Raw genomic sequence first — 20,609 nt, forward strand, 5'->3', positions numbered from 1 at the left:
ATGCTTGCAACCGCTTCTTAGTAATGAGGCCCCGCCTGTGCCGTCTTTGCCGGCATCCCGAACCAAACGGTTCAAGGTGGTCACAGTTAGTTCAATTTCGGGTTCATCGGACTAGCGACGCTCACGCCCATCGAACAAAATTCCGCAACCGGTGCACATAAATGGTTCAAGGAATATATGGCAATCGCGAACACCGCAGGGTGAAACGAAGTTTACTCTCTTGTCCGCCGCAAAGGAAGGAGTTTAGCGAATTAAAACAGAGTTTCTTGCGGCGTCAGCGCGCTATCGAGCACTTTGTGCATGGCGCTGATCTTCGTCTGCACTTCCAGTATAGACATGTCGGACAACGGCCCCACCGGCGATTTCACCGACAGGAACTCCGCCGCCATGCCCAGCGCCGCCATCACGGCGATGCGATCGTTGCCCTTGACTTTACCGCCGTCGCGTATCGCCGTCATCTTCTTGTCCAGGAAGGACGCGGCCTCGCGCAACGCGCGCTCCTCGCCTTCCTTGACGACCAGCCGATACGGCGAACCCATGATGGTGACATCGAGCTGTATCATCGTGCATCCTCGTTTGCAGGCTGTTCTTCCTCTTCGGCGTCGCCGTCGAGCGCGGGGATTTTTTCCAGCAAAGCCTCGACGCGGCCGGCCGCCTCGCTCAACTTGCGCTGATAGCCCATGTTCTCCACCACGAGGGCGGCATTAGCCTGACGCAATTGTGCATTTTCCCGGCGCAGCGCCTGGGTCATCTCGGCCAGCTGGTCGATTTTGTCGGATAGTTCTTGGAAATCTGAAATCATCCCGCCACTATAGGCAGCGCGCGGAACGCCGTCAACCGAATCGCACGCCCGGCCCGCATATTTGGCGGGCAAGCGCGCGATTTATTTCCTCACTGTCAACGTCGCGGCAAAAATTGCTACTTTGCCAGCAAGCGTGGCGTAATACTCACATAGCCCTCGATGCCGCTGGCCTGACCCGGCTCCGCCTCGACGATCACGTTGATCTCGCGCTTGCCCACGCCGGCCGGCAGCGGCAGCTCGAACGCCGCCAGCGCGTAGCTGTCCTTCTTGCCGACCAACTGGCCGTTCAGCCAAACCTCCGCCTTGCCACGCACGCCGGCGAAGCGGATCATGCCACTGCCGTCGGCCAGATTCTTGCGCGGCGTGAAGCTGGCGCGGTACAGGTGATATTTCGCGGCGGCCGGCGCGATCATCGGCGGCGAACCCCAGCCCCAGGTGTTCATATCGAAGCTGGCCAGCTGCTGATTCGGGTCGGGACGCTCGGCGCTGTCCGGCGCGATGCGCCAGCTGCGCACGAAGGTCAACGGCGCTTCGGCCGCCGCCACGTAGGGCCGGGCAGGAACCGCCTTGACCGGAATGCTGATGTGAGCAGGCGCCAGGCCGGGTGCCGTGGCGGTCACGCCGATCGCCTCCGCGCCGTCGTAGCTGGTCTGCACGATCAGTTGCGCCAGGCCGTTGAACAGACGGCGCGTCGCGCCCTTCTCATCCTCATGCGAGTTCGGATCGCCGTTGCCGTGGCCGATGGAGCGGCCGCCGCCCGTTACGGCAAACGTCACCTGCGCATCGGCCAGCGGGACAGCGCGGCCTTGCGCATCCAGCGCGCGCACGGTGATCGGCATCGCATCGCGGCCGTCGCCCGCCAACTGCGCGCGGTCCGGCAGCAGCTCCAGCGTGACGGCGGCGCCGGTGGTTTCGACGGCCGTGCGCGCGACTTCCTTGCCGCCGTTGTAGCCGATCGCTTCCAGCTTGCCGGGCGCGTAGGCGACGTTGAAGCTGTTCATGCGGTACGGGTCCACTTTCTGCTCGCCCAGCAGGCGGCCGTTCAGCAGCAGCAGCACGCGTTCCACGTTGGCCATCACCATCACGCGGATGTCCTTGCCCTCGCTGCCGCTCCAGTTCCAGTGCGGCGCGATGTAGATCAGCGGACGGTCCTTGATCCACTGTACCTGATGGATGTAATAGGCGTTCTTCGGGAAGCCATTCAGGTCCATGATGCCGAACACCGAGCTGACCGACGGCCATTCGTTCGGCGTCGGCTCGCCACGGTAATCGAAACCGGTCCAGACGAAGCCACCCGCCACATATGGCCGCGTGGCGATTGCCTGCCAGGCGTCGCGATGGGTGTTGCCCCACTCCGCCGCATCGTCGTCGTAGCTGGCGATCAGGTTCTTCTCGCGGACAGTCTTGAACTCGCCGCGCGTCATATAGGCCGACGTGTCTTCGGAGCTGGTGAATGGCTTGTTGGGATTGGCCTTGTGATAGCGGTCGTAATCGGGCACCTGGTAATTGGAACCCACCACGTCCACCGCATGCGAAACGTTCAAGGCAGTCAGGAAGCCGCCGTTCATCGCCGCCGTGACGGGACGGGTATCGTCCAGCGCCTTCACGGTCGCCGACATGCGGCGCACCATTTCGTAGCCCACTTCGGTGGCCTGCTCCGGCTCCTCGTTAAATACCGACCACAGGATTACGCCCGGATGATGGCGGTCGCGCTTGACCATCCACTCCAGCTGCCGCATATAGTCCGGCGATGGATTGAAGTTGCGGTTCTCGTCCATCACGACGAAACCCATGCGATCCACCAGGTCCAGCACCTCGGCCGCGGGCGCGTTATGCGAGAAGCGAATCGCGTTCACGCCAAGCTCCTTCAGCCGGCGCAGACGATACTCCCATACGGAGTCCGGCACGGCCACGCCGACACCGGCATGATCCTGGTGGATGCAAACACCCTGTAACTTCACATGCACGCCGTTGAGGAAGAAGCCCTGCGCCGCATCGAAGCGAATGGTACGGAAGCCGGTATTCAGCGATACCTCATCGAGCGGCTTGCCATCCTGCAGAACGCGCGTCGTCACGCGATACAGATTGGTTTTCTCCAGCGACCACAAAGCCGGATTGGCGATAGCCAGCGGCACCTGCACCGTATTCGTGCCCAGCGCCGTCACGCGCGCAGCCGCGCTCTGGCGTGCCACCTGCTTGCCGGCAGGGTCGAATACCGACACTTCCACCGTCACGCCGCTGGCCTGCTTGCCGCTGTTGTTCAGCGTGACCTCCACCGGAATAGTCCACTGATTGCCCTTGCCCGATGGCGGCCGGGGCGTCGCATGCACGCCATCAGTCACGACATGCACGGGATCGCGCTTGACCAGCCACGCATGGCGATACATGCCAGCCCCCTCATACCACCAGCCCTCCATGGCCTCCGCATCGGCGCGGATGGCGATGGTGTTCATCGCATCGCCATAGCGCAGGTAGGGCGTGATGTCGATATAGCTGGAGTTGTAGCCGGACCAGTTGCGATTGACCACATTGCCGTTCACCCAAACGGTGGCGTGGGTGGCGATGGCGTCAAACTGCAATTCGAAGTGGCGGCCGCGATCGGCCGCATCCACGCGCAGATAGCGCCTGTACCAGCCGATGCCGCGCGGACGATAGCCCTGCGAGACGTTCGCGTTGGGATCGAACGGACCTTCAACCGCCCAGTCATGCGGCAGGTCCAGGTGGCGCCAGTCGGAATCGTCGTATTCAGTACCGGCCGCGCCGGCGGCGTTGCCGGCCTTGGCGTTGCCGTAGGATTCGCCATGCCCCTTGATCGGCGGCTGGACGATGTCGCCCAGGTGGAACAGCCAGCCGCGATCCAGCGACAAGCGCTCACGCCCCGGCGTTGCAGCCTGCGCAGCCACGCAGGCCGTCAGCAGAAGAACGGCGGAACACAGCCGCCGCCAGTTGAATGTGGTCGATTTCAATCCGCGCCCCCTTAATAAAAAAACGGAGCAGCGCCATCACGCACCGCTCCGCTAAAACCACGATAAAAACAGATAAGCAGATTACAGCTTGAACGACAGGCCCAGGTTGAAGCGGCGGCCAAACTCGGTCACTTCCTGCTGCACAGGGATGTTCGAGCTGGTATAGACGGCCTTCTGGTTGGTCAGGTTGTCGATGCCGAAGCGCAGCTGGACATTCGGCGTCAATTGCTTGGCCAGGTTCAGCGTCACATAGGTTTCGGCTTCGTTCTCGATCAGCTGGCCGGCGCCCCAGGTTGGATTACGCACGAAGGCACTGTGGTAGTTGGCGGAGATGCGCGCCTCGTAACCGGCCTTCTCGTACCACAGCGTTACGCCGCCGTTGCTCTTCATCAGACCTTCGATCGGATAAGGATTCACGGTCGGCGTTTTTTCGCGGATGTTACTGGTGGTGTAGGCGTAGTTGCTGGCGATGCCCAGACCATCGAACGGCGCAGGCAGCGAAGTAAAGGCCTGCTGGTACACCAGCTCCACGCCGCGGATATCGCCGCCGTCACCGTTGACCGAACGGGTAATGGTGGCAGGACGGCCATTGACAGTGGTGCTGTCGCTGGTGATGGCGATGTAGCGCGAAACCTTCTTGTAGAACGCACCAGCCGACAGCAGCGAGCCTTTGCCGAAGTACCACTGGTAAGCCAGGTCGACCTGGTTGGCCATCATCGGCTTCAGTTCCGGATTACCTGCGCTGCCGCTGATCGGCTGGGTGGTATCCGCCACCACGTTCAGGTTGCGCGAGGAACGCATCTCGTCCAGCGGCGCCCGCGACATGGCGCGCGCCACGCTGAAGCGCACCTGGCGTTCCTGCGCCTCGTCCATGTTGAAGATCAGGTTAAGGCTAGGCAGGATCTCGTTGTAGGAGGTGCCGCCCTCCACCGCCGTCGGCGCCTGGTTATTCAGCGATTGCATGCCATAGCCGGTCTGCGTGGTGTGCACCAGACGCACGCCGACGTTGCCGCGATAGGTCTTGCCGAAAGCTTCGCCGTCCAGATCACCCTGCACGAAGGCCGACGTGCTGCGCTCCTTGACCTTCCAGCCGGACAGCAGGTCGTTCTGCGTTTGCGGACGGCCGTTCGGGTTGAAGGCATCCGGACCGAAAGCTGCGGAGGTCGAAGCGCCGAAGTCCTTCAGCGCGATGTATGAAGGGAAGCCGCTGACATTGACGGTCTCGTATGCCGATGCAGGAATTGTCTTCGCATCGAGCTGCCAGGTGGTCTGGCGATAGCTCTTCTCGCGGTCGGTGGCGCGCACGCCAACCTTCAGGCGGCTGATGATGCTGCCCTCGATCGGACGCGATGCACTAAGGCTCACCGCGTTCAGCAAATCCTTGATGTGGCCGTCGGTATCGACGTACAGGGTCGACGCGCCGAAGTTGGCGGGATTGCCGGTGTCCATGCCAAAGTTGTAGCTCTGGTTCTCGTTACCGGTGAAGTCCCAGGTGATCGTGGTCGGGTTGTTCGAATACTGGCGCACGTCGCGCCACTGGCTGCTGCGCATCGCGTGCGAAGTCGACAGATCGCTTTCCACCTTCCAGTCGCCGACGTTGAACTTGCCATTGATGCCGCTGGCGGCAACGCTGGTGTCCTGTATCCACAGGTAGTCGTTGGTGACCACGCCGACGTTCTTCAGCGTGCCGCCGGCGACGTAGCCGTTGCGGATATCGAGGTTGCTGAAGTTGCCCGACTCGTAGCCGTCCCAGTTACCCAGGTCGCCGGTCCAGTGCTGCAGGCCCGGCTCGCGGATCGCGGCCTTGGCGTAGTAGCTGTCGGCGGTGATCAGCACATCGTTGGACGGTTTCCATTCGACCTTGCCAAGAACGCTGGTACGCTTGTCCTTGCCGCGTTTGACTTCATCCTGGAAGCCCCACGGCGTCTTGTCTACTTTGCCGTCGCCGTTCAGGTCAGCCGAGTGGTCTTCATTGAAGCCCCAGTGGCGCACGTTCTTTTGCAGCGAAGGCTGGTCCTGGTAGCTGGCGGCCAGCGCCACACCCAGCGTCTTGTTGTTGAACTGGTCGATGTAGACACCACCCAGGCGCGGCGCGGTCTTGTCGGCGCCGCCAATGTCCTTGGCCAGCGCATAGTACAACGCGTCCGCCTTCAGCGAAACCTGGCGGCCCGAATACTTCAGCGGCGAGACGGTTTGCAGGTCGATGGTGGTGGCGATGCCGCCTTCGGCCAGTTCGGCGTTCTGCGTCTTGTAGATGGTGGCGCCGCTCAGCGACTCCGATGGGAACTGCTCGAAACGCACGGCGCGGTTAGGCTCCGACGAGGCCAGCTCGCGGCCGTTCAACGTGGCGCCGATGAAGCGCGGGCCCATGCCGCGCGCGACGATCTGGCTGGCGTTGCCGCGATCCAGGCCGGACGACATGCCCGGCAGACGCGCCAGCGATTCGGCGATGGTGGTGTCCGGCAGCTTGCCGATGTCTTCCGACGAGATCACTTCCACGATGCTGTTCGAAGCCTCCTTCGCTGCCAACGCGTTGCGCACCGAGGCACGGATGCCGGTGACGTTTACTTGTTGGATATCAGCTGCGGCTGCGGCTTCCTGGGCAAGCGCTTGTTGGACCAGCATAGGGGACGTGAAAAGCGTGGCGATGAGCCAGCTCATTTTTTTGTGCTTCATGTGCATCTCCAGTGTTGTTTTGGTTTCGTCTCTGATTAACGACTAGGACGAATAACTGGATGCTAGCGAAACGAAAGAAGCACTTCCAATAGCTTATTGAGTGCGGGCCATACCAAGTTCGTATATCAAGCCCACGAAGGCTTACGCAGGCCGGCGATAGTGAGGGTAGATGGCGGCTGCGGCATCGCGCAGCGCGAGCAGCATCGCATCGGCGCCAGGCGAGAGCTGGTGTCGTTTGCGCGTCACAATGCCGAACGAATCCATGCTGACGCCCAGGTCGAACGGCAGCACCGTCATCAGGCCTGCCTCCAGATACGGCTGCACCGCGTCCGCAGGCAGCGCGACGATCATGTCATTGCTCATGAGGAGGCTGGCAACGACGGGCAAATCGAGGGTCTCGACGGTTTCCGCGGGCTGCTCCAAACCGTGAGAAAGGAACAGCGCCGTCAAGCGGTCGCGCAGGATGCTGCCGGCGGGCGGCAGTATCCAGCACTGCTCCATCAGGTCTTCCAATTTCAGGTCGGTGCGTCCGGCCAGCGGATGACCGGCGCCCGCGATCAGCAGGTGCGGTTCATCGGTCAGCGGTTCGAAATTGAGTTCGTCGGCGGCCGCCGTGTCGAGAATGCGGCCCACCACCAGATCCAACTCGCCGCTGCGCAGGCGTTCCACCAGCGCTTTACTGGTCGACATGCTGACCGAGACATGCACCCGCGAGTGGCGCGATTTCAGCAGGTTGATCGCTTTCGGCACCAGGCCGGTGGCCGGCGCCAGCACGGTGCCTATGCCCACGCGTCCGCGCAAGCCGGACAGCAGCTCCATCACTTCCTGGTGTGCCGCGTCCATCTCCGCCAACGCCGCACCGGCGCGGCGTATCAGTACTTTCCCGTACCAGGTCGGGGCGACGCCGCGCGACAGGCGTTCGAACAACTGAACGCCGAGCGCGTGTTCAAGCTCGCCCAATAATTTGGACGCACCGGGTTGGGTCAGGTTGGCGGCTTGCGCTGCGTGTGCAATCGATCCGTGCCGGCCCAATTCGACCAACAACACCAAATGGCGGGTTTTCAGGTGGGAGCGGACGAAGCGATCGGAGCTTGAATCGGTCATAGGGGTGATTTTCTGGATCGCCCATCATAAGGGCGCGCCGATGTAGCGTCAATCACCGTGGCGCGGACGTTGGGAATCGGCGACTGCGGCGGGGCCGTCGTCGAACGGGGTGTCGACCACGCCCGGCGCCAGCCCCTCGGCCACGCCAGGCGGCAGTCCATACAGGCCGCCGCGCGCGCCCAACAACAGCAACCTCTTCAAGTCGGCGCCGCCGAAGGCCATGCTGGCCACGGGCTCGCGCGCCAGTTCGATGCGCTGGCGTGGATGGCCGTCGGCGTCGTACTGCGCCACCGCCCCGCCCTGCACGCTCCACAGCATGCCCGCGCTGTCGACGGTGGCCGCGCCCCGCTCCGGCGCCGGCGCCGGCATCGAAGCAAACGTGCGCACATCGCTTACCTTGGCGCGCTCCGCGTCGTACGTGCATTGCATGATGTCGCCCCTGATGGCGTCGGCGAAGTACATGCGCGCGCCGTCCACGCTGAAGGCGATGCTACGCGCCGTGACCACCACCGGCAAGGCCAGTCGGCGCAATCCGTGGCGCGTCGAATACTGGTAAAAGCTGCCGATAGGCCGCTGGTCGGCGCCGGTGTTAGCGGTACCAAAGACAAAATTCCCCTGCCGGTCGGTGCGTCCGTCACTGATGACGGTGCGCGCTTCGGCGGCGTCGATGGTCGCCAGCACCTGCGCCTGCAGCGGGCGGCCGGACTGGCCGGCGGCCGTCAGCTCCACCATGCCGAGGCGCTTGCCCAACCCGAGCAGCACCCGCCCGGAACGGCAGCACGCGATCAGGCCAGCGCTTTCCAGCAGGCGCACGCCGCTCGGCATGCTGTCCTGCGCTGGCCAGGCATAGAGCTGGCTGCCCTGCGGGTCCGGCCAGCGCCAGCAGGCCGCCTGGGCGTCCCAGCGCAGCGCGCATGCGGCCTGGCCGACGCGTACCAGCATAACGCCGGGCGTGGTAGCGAGGGGCGTACTGAGTTGGCTCATGCTGAGGGGCTCCAGATAGATGACGTGACCGCACCAGTCTAAGTGGACCTTTCCCCTCGCAGATATGAATAAATCGCCCGCTGGCATGCCGATATCGAATACCTGCGAAGCCCCGCCCTAGCTATGCGATATTGATATGCCTACTTACGAATTAATCATATTTCCAGTCTAACTGGCAGGCTTAGACTGGACGCTGTTCCTGAACTTACTCTCCACACCTATGAAAATCATCAAACTGACGACCTACCGTGTACCACCGCGCTGGATGCTGCTCAAGATCGAAACCGATGAAGGCGTCGTCGGCTGGGGCGAACCGGTCATCGAAGGCCGCGCACGCACCGTGGAGACGGCGGTGCAGGAAATGGAACCGTACCTGATCGGCCAGGACCCGGCCCGCATCAACGACCTGTGGCAAACCATGTACCGCGCCGGCTTCTATCGCGGCGGCGCCATCACGATGAGCGCCATCGCCGGCATCGACCAGGCGCTGTGGGACATCAAGGGCAAGGTGATGGGCAAGCCGGTCTACGAGCTGCTGGGCGGCCTGGTACGCGACCGCATGAAGATGTACAGCTGGGTGGGCGGCGACCGCCCTTCCGACATCATTGAGCACATCAGCAAGCTGCGCGAAGGCGGCTTCGACACCTTCAAGATGAACGCCACCGAGGAACTGGGCATGCTGGATACCGCCGCCGCCGTCGACAAGGCGGTCGAGCGTGTCGCTGAAATCCGCGCCGCCTTCGGCAACAGCATCGAGTTCGGCCTGGACTTCCACGGCCGCGTGGCCGCGCCGATGGCCAAGGTTCTGCTGCGCGAGCTGGAGCCATATCGCCCTCTGTTCGTCGAAGAGCCGGTACTGGCCGAGCAAGCCGAATACTATCCGCGCCTGGCCGAGACCACGTCGATTCCGCTGGCGGCCGGCGAACGCATGTACTCGCGCTTCGAATTCAAGAACGTGTTCCACGCCGGCGGCCTGTCCATCGTGCAGCCGGACCTGTCGCATGCGGGCGGCATCACCGAGTGCCTGAAGATCGCCTCGATGGCGGAAGCCTACGACATCGCACTGGCGCCGCACTGCCCTCTTGGCCCTGTCGCGCTGGCGGCCTGCCTGAGCGTGGACTTTGTGTCCTACAACGCGGTGCTGCAGGAGCAGAGCATGGGCATTCACTACAACAAGGGCGGCGAGCTGCTCGACTATGTCCTCAACAAGGAAGACTTCCGCATCACCGACGGCTACATGAAACCGCTGACCAAGCCAGGCCTGGGCGTGGAAGTCGATGAAGAACGCGTGATCGCAGCCAGCAAAAATGCGCCCGACTGGCGCAACCCGGTGTGGCGTCACGCCGACGGCAGCGTCGCCGAGTGGTAAGCATGGCAGACCACATGCCCTACATGCCCTCCATGCCCTTTTTGTTGCGCCGCCATTCGATCGCCGTGCTGATCGCGGGCGTCCTGGCAGGCGCCGCCAGCGCCGATACGATGTTGTCCATCGACGCCAGCGCAGCCACGCCCGCACCAAAAGCGGCTGCGCTGCGCATGGGCAGCTCCGTCGCGCCCAACGGAGACAGGCTGGGCGCCAACGCCCGCTACCTGACCCGCAACGGCGCGCCGTGGCTGCCGGTGATGGGCGAGTTCCACTACAGCCGCACGCCCGCCTCGCAATGGGAAGCGGAGCTGCGCAAGATGAAGGCCGCCGGCATCGACATCGTCACCAGTTACGTGATGTGGAACCACCACGAAGAAGTGGCGGGTAAATTCGACTGGCAGGGCAACCGCGACCTGCGCCGCTACGTGCAGCTGGCCGCCAAGGCCGGGCTGGACGTGGTGGTGCGCGTAGGCCCGTGGGCGCATGCGGAAGTGCGCTACGGCGGCGTACCGGATTGGGTGGTCAACGCCATGCCGACCCGCTCCAACGATCCGCAATACATGGCGCTGGTGGAGAAGCTGTACGCGCAGATCGGCGCGCAGCTCAAGGGCCAGCTGTGGAAGGATGGCGGCCCCGTGATCGGCATCCAGCTGGAAAACGAATACAACATCGATGGCCCCGGCAAGGGCGCGGCGCACATCGCCGCGTTGAAGAAGCTGGCGCTGAAGGCGGGCATGGATGTGCCCTACTACACCGTCACCGGCTGGGACGGCACCATCTATCCAAGCGGCGAAGTGACGCCGGTGTTCGGCGGCTATCCCGACGAACCCTGGGGCACCAGCACCAAAGAGCTGCCGCCGAAAGAGACTTACGCCTTCAGGTTCGACACCCGCGTCAGCGGCGACCTGGGTGCGCAGACCGCCGCCCATGCGCCCGGCACGGCGGAGACGGACAAGGACGTGACGCCTTTCCTCGGCGCCGAATATGGCGCGGGCCTGCCGTTCATGTACCGCCGCCGCACGGTGGTTTCGGCGGACGATATCGCGTCGATGCTGCCGGTGCAGCTGGGTTCCGGCGTGAACCTGATGGGCTACTACATGTTCCACGGCGGCCGCAATCCGACTGGCCTGGGCGGCACCTCGATGGAAGAGAGTACCCTCAGCGGCGGCTACAACGACACCACCATGATCAGCTACGACTTCCAGGCCCCGCTTGGGCCGGACGGCCAGCAGCGCAAGGTGCTGGAGAAGCTGCGGCCCTTCCATCTGTTCCTGCACGATTTCGGTTCCCGCCTGGCGCCGATGACGGTGCGTAAGCCGGACGCCTCTCCCGCCACGCCGGACGACCTGAAGACGGCGCGCTTTGCCGTGCGCAGCGAAGGCGATCACGGTTTCCTGTTCGTGAACAACCACGTGCGCCAATACCCGATGGCGGCGCAGCAAGCCACACAGTTCTCGGTCAAGCTGCCGGGCCAGACGATCACGCTGCCAGCCACGCCGGTCGATATCGCCGACGGCGCATACTTTATCTGGCCGCTGAACCTTGATCTCGACGGCGTCAACCTCGCCTACGCCACGGCGCAGCCATTGGCTTTGCTCGACCAGGGCAAGGCCGGGGTGGTGGCGGTGTTCGGCGCCAGCGCCGGCGTGCCGGTGGAGCTGGCGTTCGACGCCGCGCTCGCACCGCAGATCCACGCCGGCAGCGGACAGCTTGCAGTAACCGGTGGCCACGCACTGCTCAGCGGCGTGCAACCCGGCGCCAACGCAGCGCTGACGGTGCAGCGTGCCGGCAAACGGCCGCTGACCATCGTCGTGCTGACAGCCGAACAATCGCAGCAACTGAGCGTGGCGGAGCTGGGCGGCCAGCGCCGTCTGATCCTGAGCGGCCAGCAGGCCTACATCGCCGACGGCGCGTTGCAAATGCGCTCTGCAGGCAGCAACAAGTTCCGCTTCGCCGTTTATCCTGCGTTGAGTGGCCAGCCGAAGGCAAGCACCGCAGCCCAGGCATGGACCACTGCCGCAGCCGCGACCAGTGTGAGCGTCGCGCTGCGCGCTGCCGGCAACGACGGCATCTTCCAGGCATTCGAGGCTGAACTGCCTGTCCGCGATCTGAAAGCAACCGTCACGCCGACGCGCGCGGCGCAAGAAGCGGCACCTATCGTCATCGGCGGCGGCGCCAAGGCCGCCGTGCAGCCGCTGCCGGAAAACTTCAAGGCCGCAGGCGCGTGGCAGATCAACGTCCCACGCGAACAACTGCGCGGGCTGGATGACGCCCTGCTGCAAATCGACTTCGTCGGCGACATCGGCCGCCTGTACTCGGGCACCCGTATGCTGGACGACTGGTACTACAGCGGCTACCAATGGCAGTTCGGCCTGCGCCAGGCCAGCGCCCTGCTCGACCAGCCGCTGACCGTCTCCGTACTGCCGTTGCGGGCCGACGCACCAATCTACTTGCCCAAAGAGGCGAGACCCGACTTTGCAGGCCAGGCCCAAATAGCCGCCGTGCGCAGCGTCAGCGTGATACCCGTGTATCAGCTGCGCGTTACGCCATAAACAAAAAAACAAACACTGGAGACCCACCATGAAACGTACCCTACTCGCCGCCGCCACCCTGTGCCTGATGGCTGCAGCCCATGCCGCCGAACCGGTCAAGATCGGCTTCCTCGTCAAACAGGCCGAGGAGCCTTGGTTCCAGGATGAATGGCGCTACGCCGAACAGGCGGCGAAGGAAAAGGGTTTCGCACTGGTGAAGATCGGTGTGCCAAACGGCGAGAAGATGATCGCCGCGATCGACAACCTGGCCGCGCAAAAAGCGCAGGGCTTCGTCATCTGCGCGCCGGACGTCAAGCTGGGCACCGCCGTCGAACGCGCCGCCAAGCGCAATAACATGAAAGTGATCTCGGTCGACGACCGCCTGGTCGACGGCGGCGGCAAACCTATCGCATCGATCCCGCACATGGGCATCTCCGGCTACGCCATCGGCAAGCAGGTAGGCGAAGGCATCGCCGCCGAGATCAAGGCGCGCAAATGGAATATGGCCGACGTGGGCGCGATCCGCGTCGCCTACGACCAGCTGCCGACCGCCAAGGAACGCACCATGGGCGCGGTCGATGCGCTGAAGGCCGCCGGCTTCCCGGTGGCGAACATCGTCGATGCGCCGCAATCCAAGACCGATACCGAAAGCGCCTTCAACGCCGCCAACATCGCGCTGACCAAGAACGCCCGCTTCAAGCACTGGGTGGCAGTCGGCCTGAATGACGAGGCGGTGCTGGGCGCGGTGCGCGCCGCCGAAGGCCGCGGCATCAAGGCGGACAACATGGTCGGCGTAGGCATCGGCGGCGCCAAGGCCGCTGAAAACGAATTGAACAAGCCTGCGCCAACGGGCTTCTACGGCTCCGTGATGATCAGCGCCAGGGAGCATGGCTACCAGACCTCGGTCAATATGTACAACTGGATCACCGGCAAAGGCGTGCCGCCGGCCGAAGTCCTGACCAAGGGCATGCTGATGACCCGCGCAAACCAGGCCGACGTACGCAAGCAAATGGGCCAGTGACATGACCGCGTACCTGCAGTTTGACCAGGTCAGCAAAGTCTTCCCCGGCGTGAAGGCGCTCAACGGCGTCAGTTTCGCAGCGCACGCCGGCCAGGTCCATGGGCTGCTCGGTGAAAACGGCGCCGGCAAATCCACGCTGTTGAAGATTCTCGGCGGCCAGTACAAGCCGGACGGCGGCCGCCTGCTGGTCGACGGCAAGGAATGCCGCTTCACCAGCGCCAAGGACGCCATCGGAGCCGGCATCGCCGTGATCCACCAGGAACTGCAATACGTGCCCGAACTGACCGTGGCGGAGAACGTGCTGCTGGGCCGCATGCCCACCCGCTTTGGCCTGCTGGACAAACCGAAGGCCCACAAACTCGTGGCCGAAAAGCTGGCCGCCATCGGCGTCGACCTGGCGCCGGACGCCAGGCTGGCCGACCTGTCGATCGCGCAGCGCCAGATGGTAGAGATCTGCAAGGCCATCATGCAGGACGCGCAGGTCATCGCCTTCGATGAACCGACGTCCAGCCTGTCGCACCGCGAAACCGAGATCCTGTTCCGCCTCGTGAAGGAACTGCGCGCCGACGGCCGCACGCTGATCTATATCTCGCACCGCCTGGAAGAGCTGTACGCGCTGTGCGACGCCTGCACCATCTTCCGCGACGGCCGCAAGATCGTCACCCACGACGTGATGGCCGACGTGCCGCGCGAACGCCTGATCAGCGACATGGTGGGCCGTGAACTGAGCGACATCTACGACTACCGTACCCGCCAGCTCGGCGAAGAACGCCTGAAGATACAAGGCCTGAACGGCAAACACGTAAAGGGTCCGCAGAGCTTCTCCGTGCGCGGCGGCGAGGTGCTGGGCTTCTTCGGCCTGGTCGGCGCCGGCCGCAGCGAATTGATGCGCCTCCTGTACAACGCCGATGCGCGCAGCGCCGGCAGCGTGACGCTCGACGGCGCCACCGTATCGACCTCCGGCCCGTCCGCCGCCATCGCGGCCGGCATCGTGCTGTGCCCCGAAGACCGCAAGGAGCAAGGCATCCTGGCCACCGCCTCGGTGGCGGAGAACATCAACATCAGCGTGCGCCGCCACGACCTGCTGGGCGGCCTGTTCCTGCGCCACAAACGCGAAGCGGCGCTGGCCGAGGACTTCATCGCCCGCCTGCGCATCAAGACGCCCAACCGCCAGCAGGAGATCCGCCTGCTCTCCGGCGGCAACCAGCAGAAGGTGATCCTGGCGCGCTGGCTGGCCGAACCCGGCCTCAAGGTGCTGATCCTCGACGAGCCGACGCGCGGCATCGACGTCGGCGCCAAGAACGATATCTACCGCATCATTCACGAAGTCGCGGAGCGCGGCTGCTGCGTGATCGTGGTGTCGAGCGAACTGCCGGAAGTGCTGGGCATCTCGGACCGCGTGATCGTCATGCGCGAAGGCGAAATCTGCGGCGAACTGTCGCGCGCCGACGCCAGCGAAACCGAGGTGCTGCGCCTGGCGCTGCCCGATTCGATCCCGCCCACCCTCGCCGCCATCCACATTGAAACGCCAGCACTTCCCACACGGAGCATCGCATGAACGTCTCACAATTGAATCCGGCCGCCAAGCCTGCGGTATCCCCCGCCCAGCGTCAGTGGCTGGTTGAATACAGCATGCCGCTGGCCTACGTGGTGCTGTTCGCCGTGCTGGCCGTCACCGTCGAGAACTTCTTCTCGCTGACGAACGTGGTCGGCCTGATGCTGTCGGTGGCGCAGATCGGCATGGTCGCCTGCACCATGATGCTGTGCCTGGCCTCGCGCGATTTCGATCTGTCGGTCGGCTCCACCATCGCCTTCGCCGGCGTGCTGGGCGCCATCGTGCTGGAACAAAGCGGCAGCGTGCTGCTGGCGGTGGGCGCCGGCCTGGTTGCCGGCGCGCTGATCGGCGCCCTGAACGGCGTACTGATCGCCTACCTGCGCGTGAACGCGCTGATCGCCACGCTGGCGACCATGCTGATGGTGCGCGGCCTGGCCTTCATCGTATCGAAAGGCCAGGCGGTCGGCATCAGCAACGACGCCTTCATCAACTTCGGAGACACCCGCATCTTCGGCCTGCCGCTGCCGGTGCTGGTGTGCGCCTGCTGCTTCCTGGTGTTCGGCGTACTGCTGAACCAGACCGTCTTCGGCCGCAACACCCTGGCCATCGGCGGCAATCCGGAAGCGGCGCGCCTGGCCGGCGTGCGCGTCGAGCGGCTGCGCGTGTGGATCTTCCTGCTGCAAGGCTTGGTCACGGCGATGGCGGGCCTGATCCTGGCCTCGCGCATCACCAGCGGCCAGCCGAATGCGGCGCAGGGATTTGAGCTGGATGTGATTTCGGCCTGCGTGCTGGGCGGCGTGTCGCTCCAGGGTGGCAAGGCGCGCATGTTCGGCGTGTTGATCGGGGTGCTGATCATGGGGACGGTGGAAAACGTCATGAACCTGCTGGACGTCGACGCCTTCTACCAGTATCTGATGCGCGGCGTGATCCTGCTGGCCGCCGTGCTGCTGGACCAGCTGAAAACCCGCGGCGAGCGCCGCTGATCCCCCCGTACCACTGGGGTCGGACCCCATCCGGGGTCCGACCCCGCTCTGCCGGGGTTAGCTGGCCACACCCACCAGCTGCACGCCTGCGCTGCCGCCCGTGATGGACGCGGTCAGCAAATCGGCAAAGGTGTGCATGCGGTCCACCGTCCATGTGGCGGCCATCTCGTACGGGCTGCTGCCCTGGTCCGCATGCGCCACCAGGTCGGCGAAGTTGATCGCCGCCACCTGCTTGCCGCTGGCGTCGACCAGGTCCAGCTCGCTGACGTTGACCTTGGCATAATCGGCCACCGTGAACTGCGCGTAGGATTTGCCGCCGTCGACATAGTTGATCACCAGGTCGGAACCGTCGATATTGGCCTTGACGTGATCGGCCGCGATGGTGACGCTGCTGAACAGCTTGTTGCCGGTGAACTTGAGGATGTCGTTGCCGCCAGCCACTTCGTGCACCGTATCCTTGCCGTCGCCCATGGACATCACATACGTGTCCTTGCCCGCGCCGCCGTACAGGGCGTCGTTGCCCATGCCGCTGTACAGGGTGTCGTCGCCGGCGCCGCCGAACAGGCGGTTGTTGCCCGCGTACTTGTAGCCCAGCGTGTAGGCCAGCATGCCGGCGATGAAGAAGTCGGCGCCCTGGAAGTCGCTCAGATGCAGGTTGACGCCCAGGTATTTGCCCAGCCAGTTCACGCCGTCGCCGCTGGCGTTGGAGGCCGTCTTCAGCGCGCTGCCCATCCAGTCCTTGGCATCGGCCAGGGCCGTGCCGACGTCGGCGTCGGCCACGTAGTTGACGCCGCTGCTGATGCCGTTCACCGCCGTGGTCAGGCCGCTCTTGCCGCTGTCGAGCGCGGACTTGAGCGGCGTGGCGACGTCGATGCCGGACGAGGACAGGCCGGTGGTGCTGGCGATGGCGGACAGCGCATCGTTGCCAACCGTATTGAGGCCGTCGGCCAGCTTGCCGCCGCTGGCCGTGGCCTTGGCCAGCTCCGCCTTGATGCTGTCGGCCACGCCGGCCCAGCCCTTGCTGATCTCGTCCGAGAAGGTGGTGTTCAGATACTTGGTGATGGCGTCGAAGCCCTTGCCCGCGTCGTTCCAGGCCGCGTTCAGCGCGTTGGCCTTGCCCACCAGCAGGTGATCGATCACGCCCCAGCCCAGGCCCATCATGGTGTCGTTGCCGTCGCCGCCGCCGACATAGCTGCCGGCATTGGTGGCGAAGATGGTGTCGTCGCCGGCGCCGCCCATGATCACATTGCCCACCAGGTTGAGCTTGCCCAGGTCGCCCTTGGCCAGCGCGCCGTACTGCGAGCGGATGAAGTTGGCGTTCATGGCCGCGCCGACCCAGTCGCCGGCCGACTCGTAGTCGTTCTCGACGATGGCTTCGGCCGCGTTGAACACGGTGATCTCGGCCAGGCCGATGATGGTGTCGTTGCCGGCGCCGCCCAGGGCGATGTTGTTCTGGCCGGAGGAGACGATCAGGTCGTTGCCGTTGCCGCCCATGCCGATGGTGGTGGTGCCGGCCAGGATCATGGTGTCGTTGCCGTCGCCGGCGTGCACGAAGTTCATGCCGGTGTCGAGGCTGACCTTGGTCGAGCTGGTGGTCTGCGCCTTGTCCGAGCCTTCCACCGCCTCGGTGGTCGTGCTGGAGTAGCTCAGTTTGCTGCCGCCGTTGAGCACGACCAGGAAGTCGTCGCCCGAGTCGGCCAGCACCACGTTGTGGTCGCCGTAGACCACGGCCGTGTCGTTGCCGGCGCCGGTCCAGGCCACGTTGAGCTGGGTGCTGCCCTTGGTGGTGCTGGTGGTGGTCTGGTTGCTGCCTTCGGCTTCGTTGGTGCTGGTGCTGGTGTTGCCGCCGCCGTAGCTGACCATCACCAGCGTGTCCTTGCCGCTGCCGCCGATCACGCCGTTGTCCTTGCCGACCACGGTTTCGACGTTGTTGCCGTCGCCGGCCACGATCAGGTTGCCGTTGACGTTGACGGACTTGGCAGCCGTGCCGAAGGCCAGCGCGGTCAGCACGTCGTCGCCGCTGCCGCCTTCGATCAGGTTGCCCTTGCCCAGCGCGGTCACGACGTTGTTGCCGCCGCCGGCCGACACCACGTTGTAGGTGCCGACCACGGTGACGACGTCGTTGCCGGCGCCGGTGACGATGCCGGACTTGCTGCCGATGGCGCTGACCACGTCGTTGCCGGCGCCGGTCGCCACCAGGTTGTTCACGCCCAGCGCGGTGGCCACGGTGTCGGCGCTGCCGCCGATCAGCACGTTGTTCTTGCCGAACGCCGTCATCACGTCGTGCCCGCTCTGGCTGGACGCCAGGCCCGACAGGCCGGCCTTGGCCACCAGGTCGGTGGCGGCCACGCCGGAGGCCAGCGAATCGACCAGGCCGACGGCGGTCGCGGCGATTTCCGCGTAGTTGCCGGTGGCCAGCAGGTTGTTGGCGCCGACGGCCGTGACCGTGTCCGCGCCGGCGTCGCCCCACACCACGTTGCGGGCGCCGAACACGGTGACCGTGTCGTTGCCGCTGCCGCTCCACACCACGTTGTTGGCGCCGATGCCGGTCACCACGTCGTTGCCGCCGCCGGTGTAGACCACGTTGGTGGAGCCGATGGCGCTGACCACGTCGTTGCCGTCGCCGTGAGCCACGTTGCTGCCGATGAAGGAAGCCACGGCCTTGGTGGCGCCGCCGGCCGCGCTGCCCAGCTTGGCGGTGACGTCGGCCAGGCCGTCACCCAGGCCGGTCACGATGACGTTGACCGAACCGGCCGCCGTCACCACGTTGTTGCCGGCCGTGTTGACGACGATGTTGTTGCCGCCCAGCGCGGTGGTGACGTTGTCGCCGCCGTTGGCCAGCACGATGTTGTTGCCGCCGGCCGCCGTCACCACGTCCTTGCCGGCGCCGGTGTAGATGACGTTGTTGCCGCCCACGGCCACCACGGTGTCGTTGCCGGCGCCGCTGTTGATGGCGGAAGCCAGCTTGGCGCTGGCGTTGTTGATGGCGGTGGCGGCCGCCTTGCTTGGCACGGCGTCGCTCAGTACCTTGGCCAGTCCGCCGGTGGCGGCCTTGACCATGCCGCCCAGTTCGGTCAGCACCACGTTGGCGCCGCCCAGCGCGACCACGGTGTCGCCGCCCACGGTGGTGGCCACCAGGTTGGCGCCGCCCACGCCCACCAGCGTGTTGCCGCTGCCGTTGGCCAGCAGCACGTTGTTCACGCCCACCGCCACTTCGGTGTTGCCGCCCTGGTTGCTGACCAGCGCGTTGCTGTCGCCCAGCGCCGCCACCTTGTTGCCGGCGCCGCCGGTGTAGGCGATGTTGAGCAGGCCGCCCAGCACGATGTTGCTGCCGCCGCCGTCGTCGATCACCACGTTGGCGCCGCCGCCGGCGACGATGTTGTCCTTGCCGTCGCTGGCGGTGACGCCGTTGGCGCCGCCCAGCGCGACCACCAGGTCGTTGCCGCTGCCGGCGTTGATGACGTTGGCGCCGCCCACGGCCTGCACCTTGTCGTTGCCGGCGCCGGTGCTGATGACGTTGGCGCCGCCGGCGGCGGTGACCGTGTCCCAGCCGGTGCCGGTGGTCACCACATTGGCCGCGCCGTTCACCGTGACGTTGTTGTTGCCGTTGCCGGCCTTGACTTCGTTGGCGCCGCCGTTGGCCTTGATGGTGTCGTCGCCGGCGCCGGCCGTGATGTGGTTGTTGCCGCCGTCGGCCGTCACCGTGTTGGTGCCCTCGCCGGCGTCGATCACGTTGCTGGCCGCCTTGACGGTGATGCGGTCGTCGCCGCCGCCGGTGTTGATGACGTTGCTGGCGCCGTCGGCCGTGACCACGTCCGCGTCCTTGCCGGTGTTGATGATGTTGGACGCGCCGCCGGCGTTGATGACGTTCCAGCCGTCGCCCGCGTTGACCGTGTTGGAGCCGCCGTTGACGGTGATGTTGTCGTTGCCGCCGTCGGTGCTGATGGTGTTGGCGCCACCGTTGGCCGTGATGGTGTTGTCGCCGCCGTCGACGTCGATCTTGTTCCAGCCGCCGTTGGCCGTCACGCGGTCGTTGCCGTTGCCGGCGGTGATCTCGTTGTAGGCGCTGTTGATCGACAGGCTGTTGTTGCCGTCGCCCAGGTCGACGTCGGCCGCCGCGCCGGCCGCCACGGTCACCGTGTCGTTGCCGGCGCCGCCCGTGATCTTGTTGTAGACGCCGACGTCGACGCGGATGGTGTCGTCGCCGTTGCCGCCGTCGATGCGGTTGTAGCCGCCCACGCGCACGATGATGGTGTCGTTGCCGTCGTCGCCGTACAGGTTGTTGTAGGCGCCGGCGTTGACGGTGATGGTGTCGTTGCCGCCGTCGCCGTGGATGATGTTGGCGCCCAGCGAACTGGCCGTGTAATTATTGTCGCCGTTGCCCAGGCTTTTCTTGGTGTAGCCCAGTTCGCTGATCTTCTTGGCCGCCGCGGTGATGTCGTTGCCCACCGCGTCGAACGCATCGCCGATGCCATTCAGGTCGCCGCCGATGTCCTTGACGGTGTCGCCGACCTTGTCGACCGCCTTGACGATAGGTTTCACCACGTTTTTCTTTAACCAGCTGCCGATACTCATCTTTACCCCTTGTTATGGATTGGTACACTTGCATTAAATCAAGGGA

At 64.9% G+C, this 20,609-nt stretch carries 12 protein-coding genes and 1 other RNA gene; 5 read left to right on the top strand and 8 right to left on the bottom strand.

Translation table 11 applies throughout. The features are described from left to right. Positions 1 to 24: 24 nt before the first annotated feature. The 7 genes from ssrS to RUGAMON1_RS23500 form a co-directional block, all read right to left on the bottom strand. A non-coding RNA gene (ssrS, locus tag RUGAMON1_RS23470) (6S RNA) lies at positions 25 to 205 on the bottom strand. A 46-nt stretch (positions 206 to 251) separates the two neighbouring features. Continuing rightward, on the bottom strand, positions 252 to 563 hold the full coding sequence (locus RUGAMON1_RS23475; RefSeq protein WP_445232798.1) for a cell division protein ZapA: 312 nt from the start codon (positions 561 to 563) through the stop codon (positions 252 to 254). Next, positions 560 to 874, bottom strand: a complete 315-nt coding sequence (locus RUGAMON1_RS23480; protein ID WP_445232799.1) for a hypothetical protein — start codon at positions 872 to 874, stop codon at positions 560 to 562. The genes RUGAMON1_RS23475 and RUGAMON1_RS23480 overlap by 4 nt, the downstream gene beginning before the upstream one ends. A gap of 44 nt (positions 875 to 918) precedes the next feature. Further along, entirely contained in the window at positions 919 to 3,768 is a 2,850-nt protein-coding gene (galA, locus tag RUGAMON1_RS23485) for a beta-galactosidase GalA (RefSeq protein ID WP_445232800.1), read from the bottom strand. 81 nt (positions 3,769 to 3,849) lie between these two features. Next, positions 3,850 to 6,444, bottom strand: coding sequence for a TonB-dependent receptor (locus RUGAMON1_RS23490; RefSeq protein WP_445232801.1), 2,595 nt, complete (start codon positions 6,442 to 6,444; stop codon positions 3,850 to 3,852). Between the two features lie 141 nt (positions 6,445 to 6,585). Next, on the bottom strand, positions 6,586 to 7,548 hold the full coding sequence (locus RUGAMON1_RS23495; protein ID WP_116990545.1) for a LysR substrate-binding domain-containing protein: 963 nt from the start codon (positions 7,546 to 7,548) through the stop codon (positions 6,586 to 6,588). A 48-nt stretch (positions 7,549 to 7,596) separates the two neighbouring features. Continuing rightward, positions 7,597 to 8,532, bottom strand: a complete 936-nt coding sequence (locus tag RUGAMON1_RS23500; RefSeq protein ID WP_445232802.1) for an SMP-30/gluconolactonase/LRE family protein — start codon at positions 8,530 to 8,532, stop codon at positions 7,597 to 7,599. A 220-nt stretch (positions 8,533 to 8,752) separates the two neighbouring features. On the opposite strand from RUGAMON1_RS23500, the gene dgoD reads away from it, so the two are divergent. From dgoD to araH, 5 genes are read left to right on the top strand one after another with little or no spacing between them, the layout of a single operon-like run. After that, on the top strand, positions 8,753 to 9,901 hold the full coding sequence (gene dgoD / locus RUGAMON1_RS23505) for a galactonate dehydratase (protein ID WP_445232803.1): 1,149 nt from the start codon (positions 8,753 to 8,755) through the stop codon (positions 9,899 to 9,901). 2 nt (positions 9,902 to 9,903) lie between these two features. Next, positions 9,904 to 12,450, top strand: a complete 2,547-nt coding sequence (locus tag RUGAMON1_RS23510; RefSeq protein WP_445232804.1) for a beta-galactosidase — start codon at positions 9,904 to 9,906, stop codon at positions 12,448 to 12,450. Positions 12,451 to 12,478: 28 nt separating this feature from the next. Beyond that, positions 12,479 to 13,450, top strand: coding sequence for an arabinose ABC transporter substrate-binding protein (locus RUGAMON1_RS23515; protein WP_445232805.1), 972 nt, complete (start codon positions 12,479 to 12,481; stop codon positions 13,448 to 13,450). A 1-nt stretch (position 13,451) separates the two neighbouring features. Continuing rightward, the gene (araG, locus tag RUGAMON1_RS23520) at positions 13,452 to 15,008 is read left to right on the top strand and encodes an L-arabinose ABC transporter ATP-binding protein AraG (protein WP_445232806.1); all 1,557 of its coding nucleotides are present in this window, start codon (positions 13,452 to 13,454) and stop codon (positions 15,006 to 15,008) included. Continuing rightward, positions 15,005 to 15,988 (top strand): L-arabinose ABC transporter permease AraH, encoded by a 984-nt coding sequence (gene araH, locus RUGAMON1_RS23525; protein ID WP_445232807.1) that lies wholly within the window; start codon positions 15,005 to 15,007, stop codon positions 15,986 to 15,988. Before araG ends, araH begins: the two co-directional genes overlap by 4 nt. Before the next feature lie 57 nt (positions 15,989 to 16,045). Here araH and RUGAMON1_RS23530 read toward each other — a convergent pair whose 3' ends face one another. Beyond that, the gene (locus RUGAMON1_RS23530) at positions 16,046 to 20,563 is read right to left on the bottom strand and encodes a beta strand repeat-containing protein (RefSeq protein WP_445232808.1); all 4,518 of its coding nucleotides are present in this window, start codon (positions 20,561 to 20,563) and stop codon (positions 16,046 to 16,048) included. Positions 20,564 to 20,609: the final 46 nt, after the last annotated feature.

This window comes from Duganella rhizosphaerae, from assembly GCF_040364205.1.
Lineage (GTDB): Bacteria > Pseudomonadota > Gammaproteobacteria > Burkholderiales > Burkholderiaceae_D > Rugamonas > Rugamonas rhizosphaerae.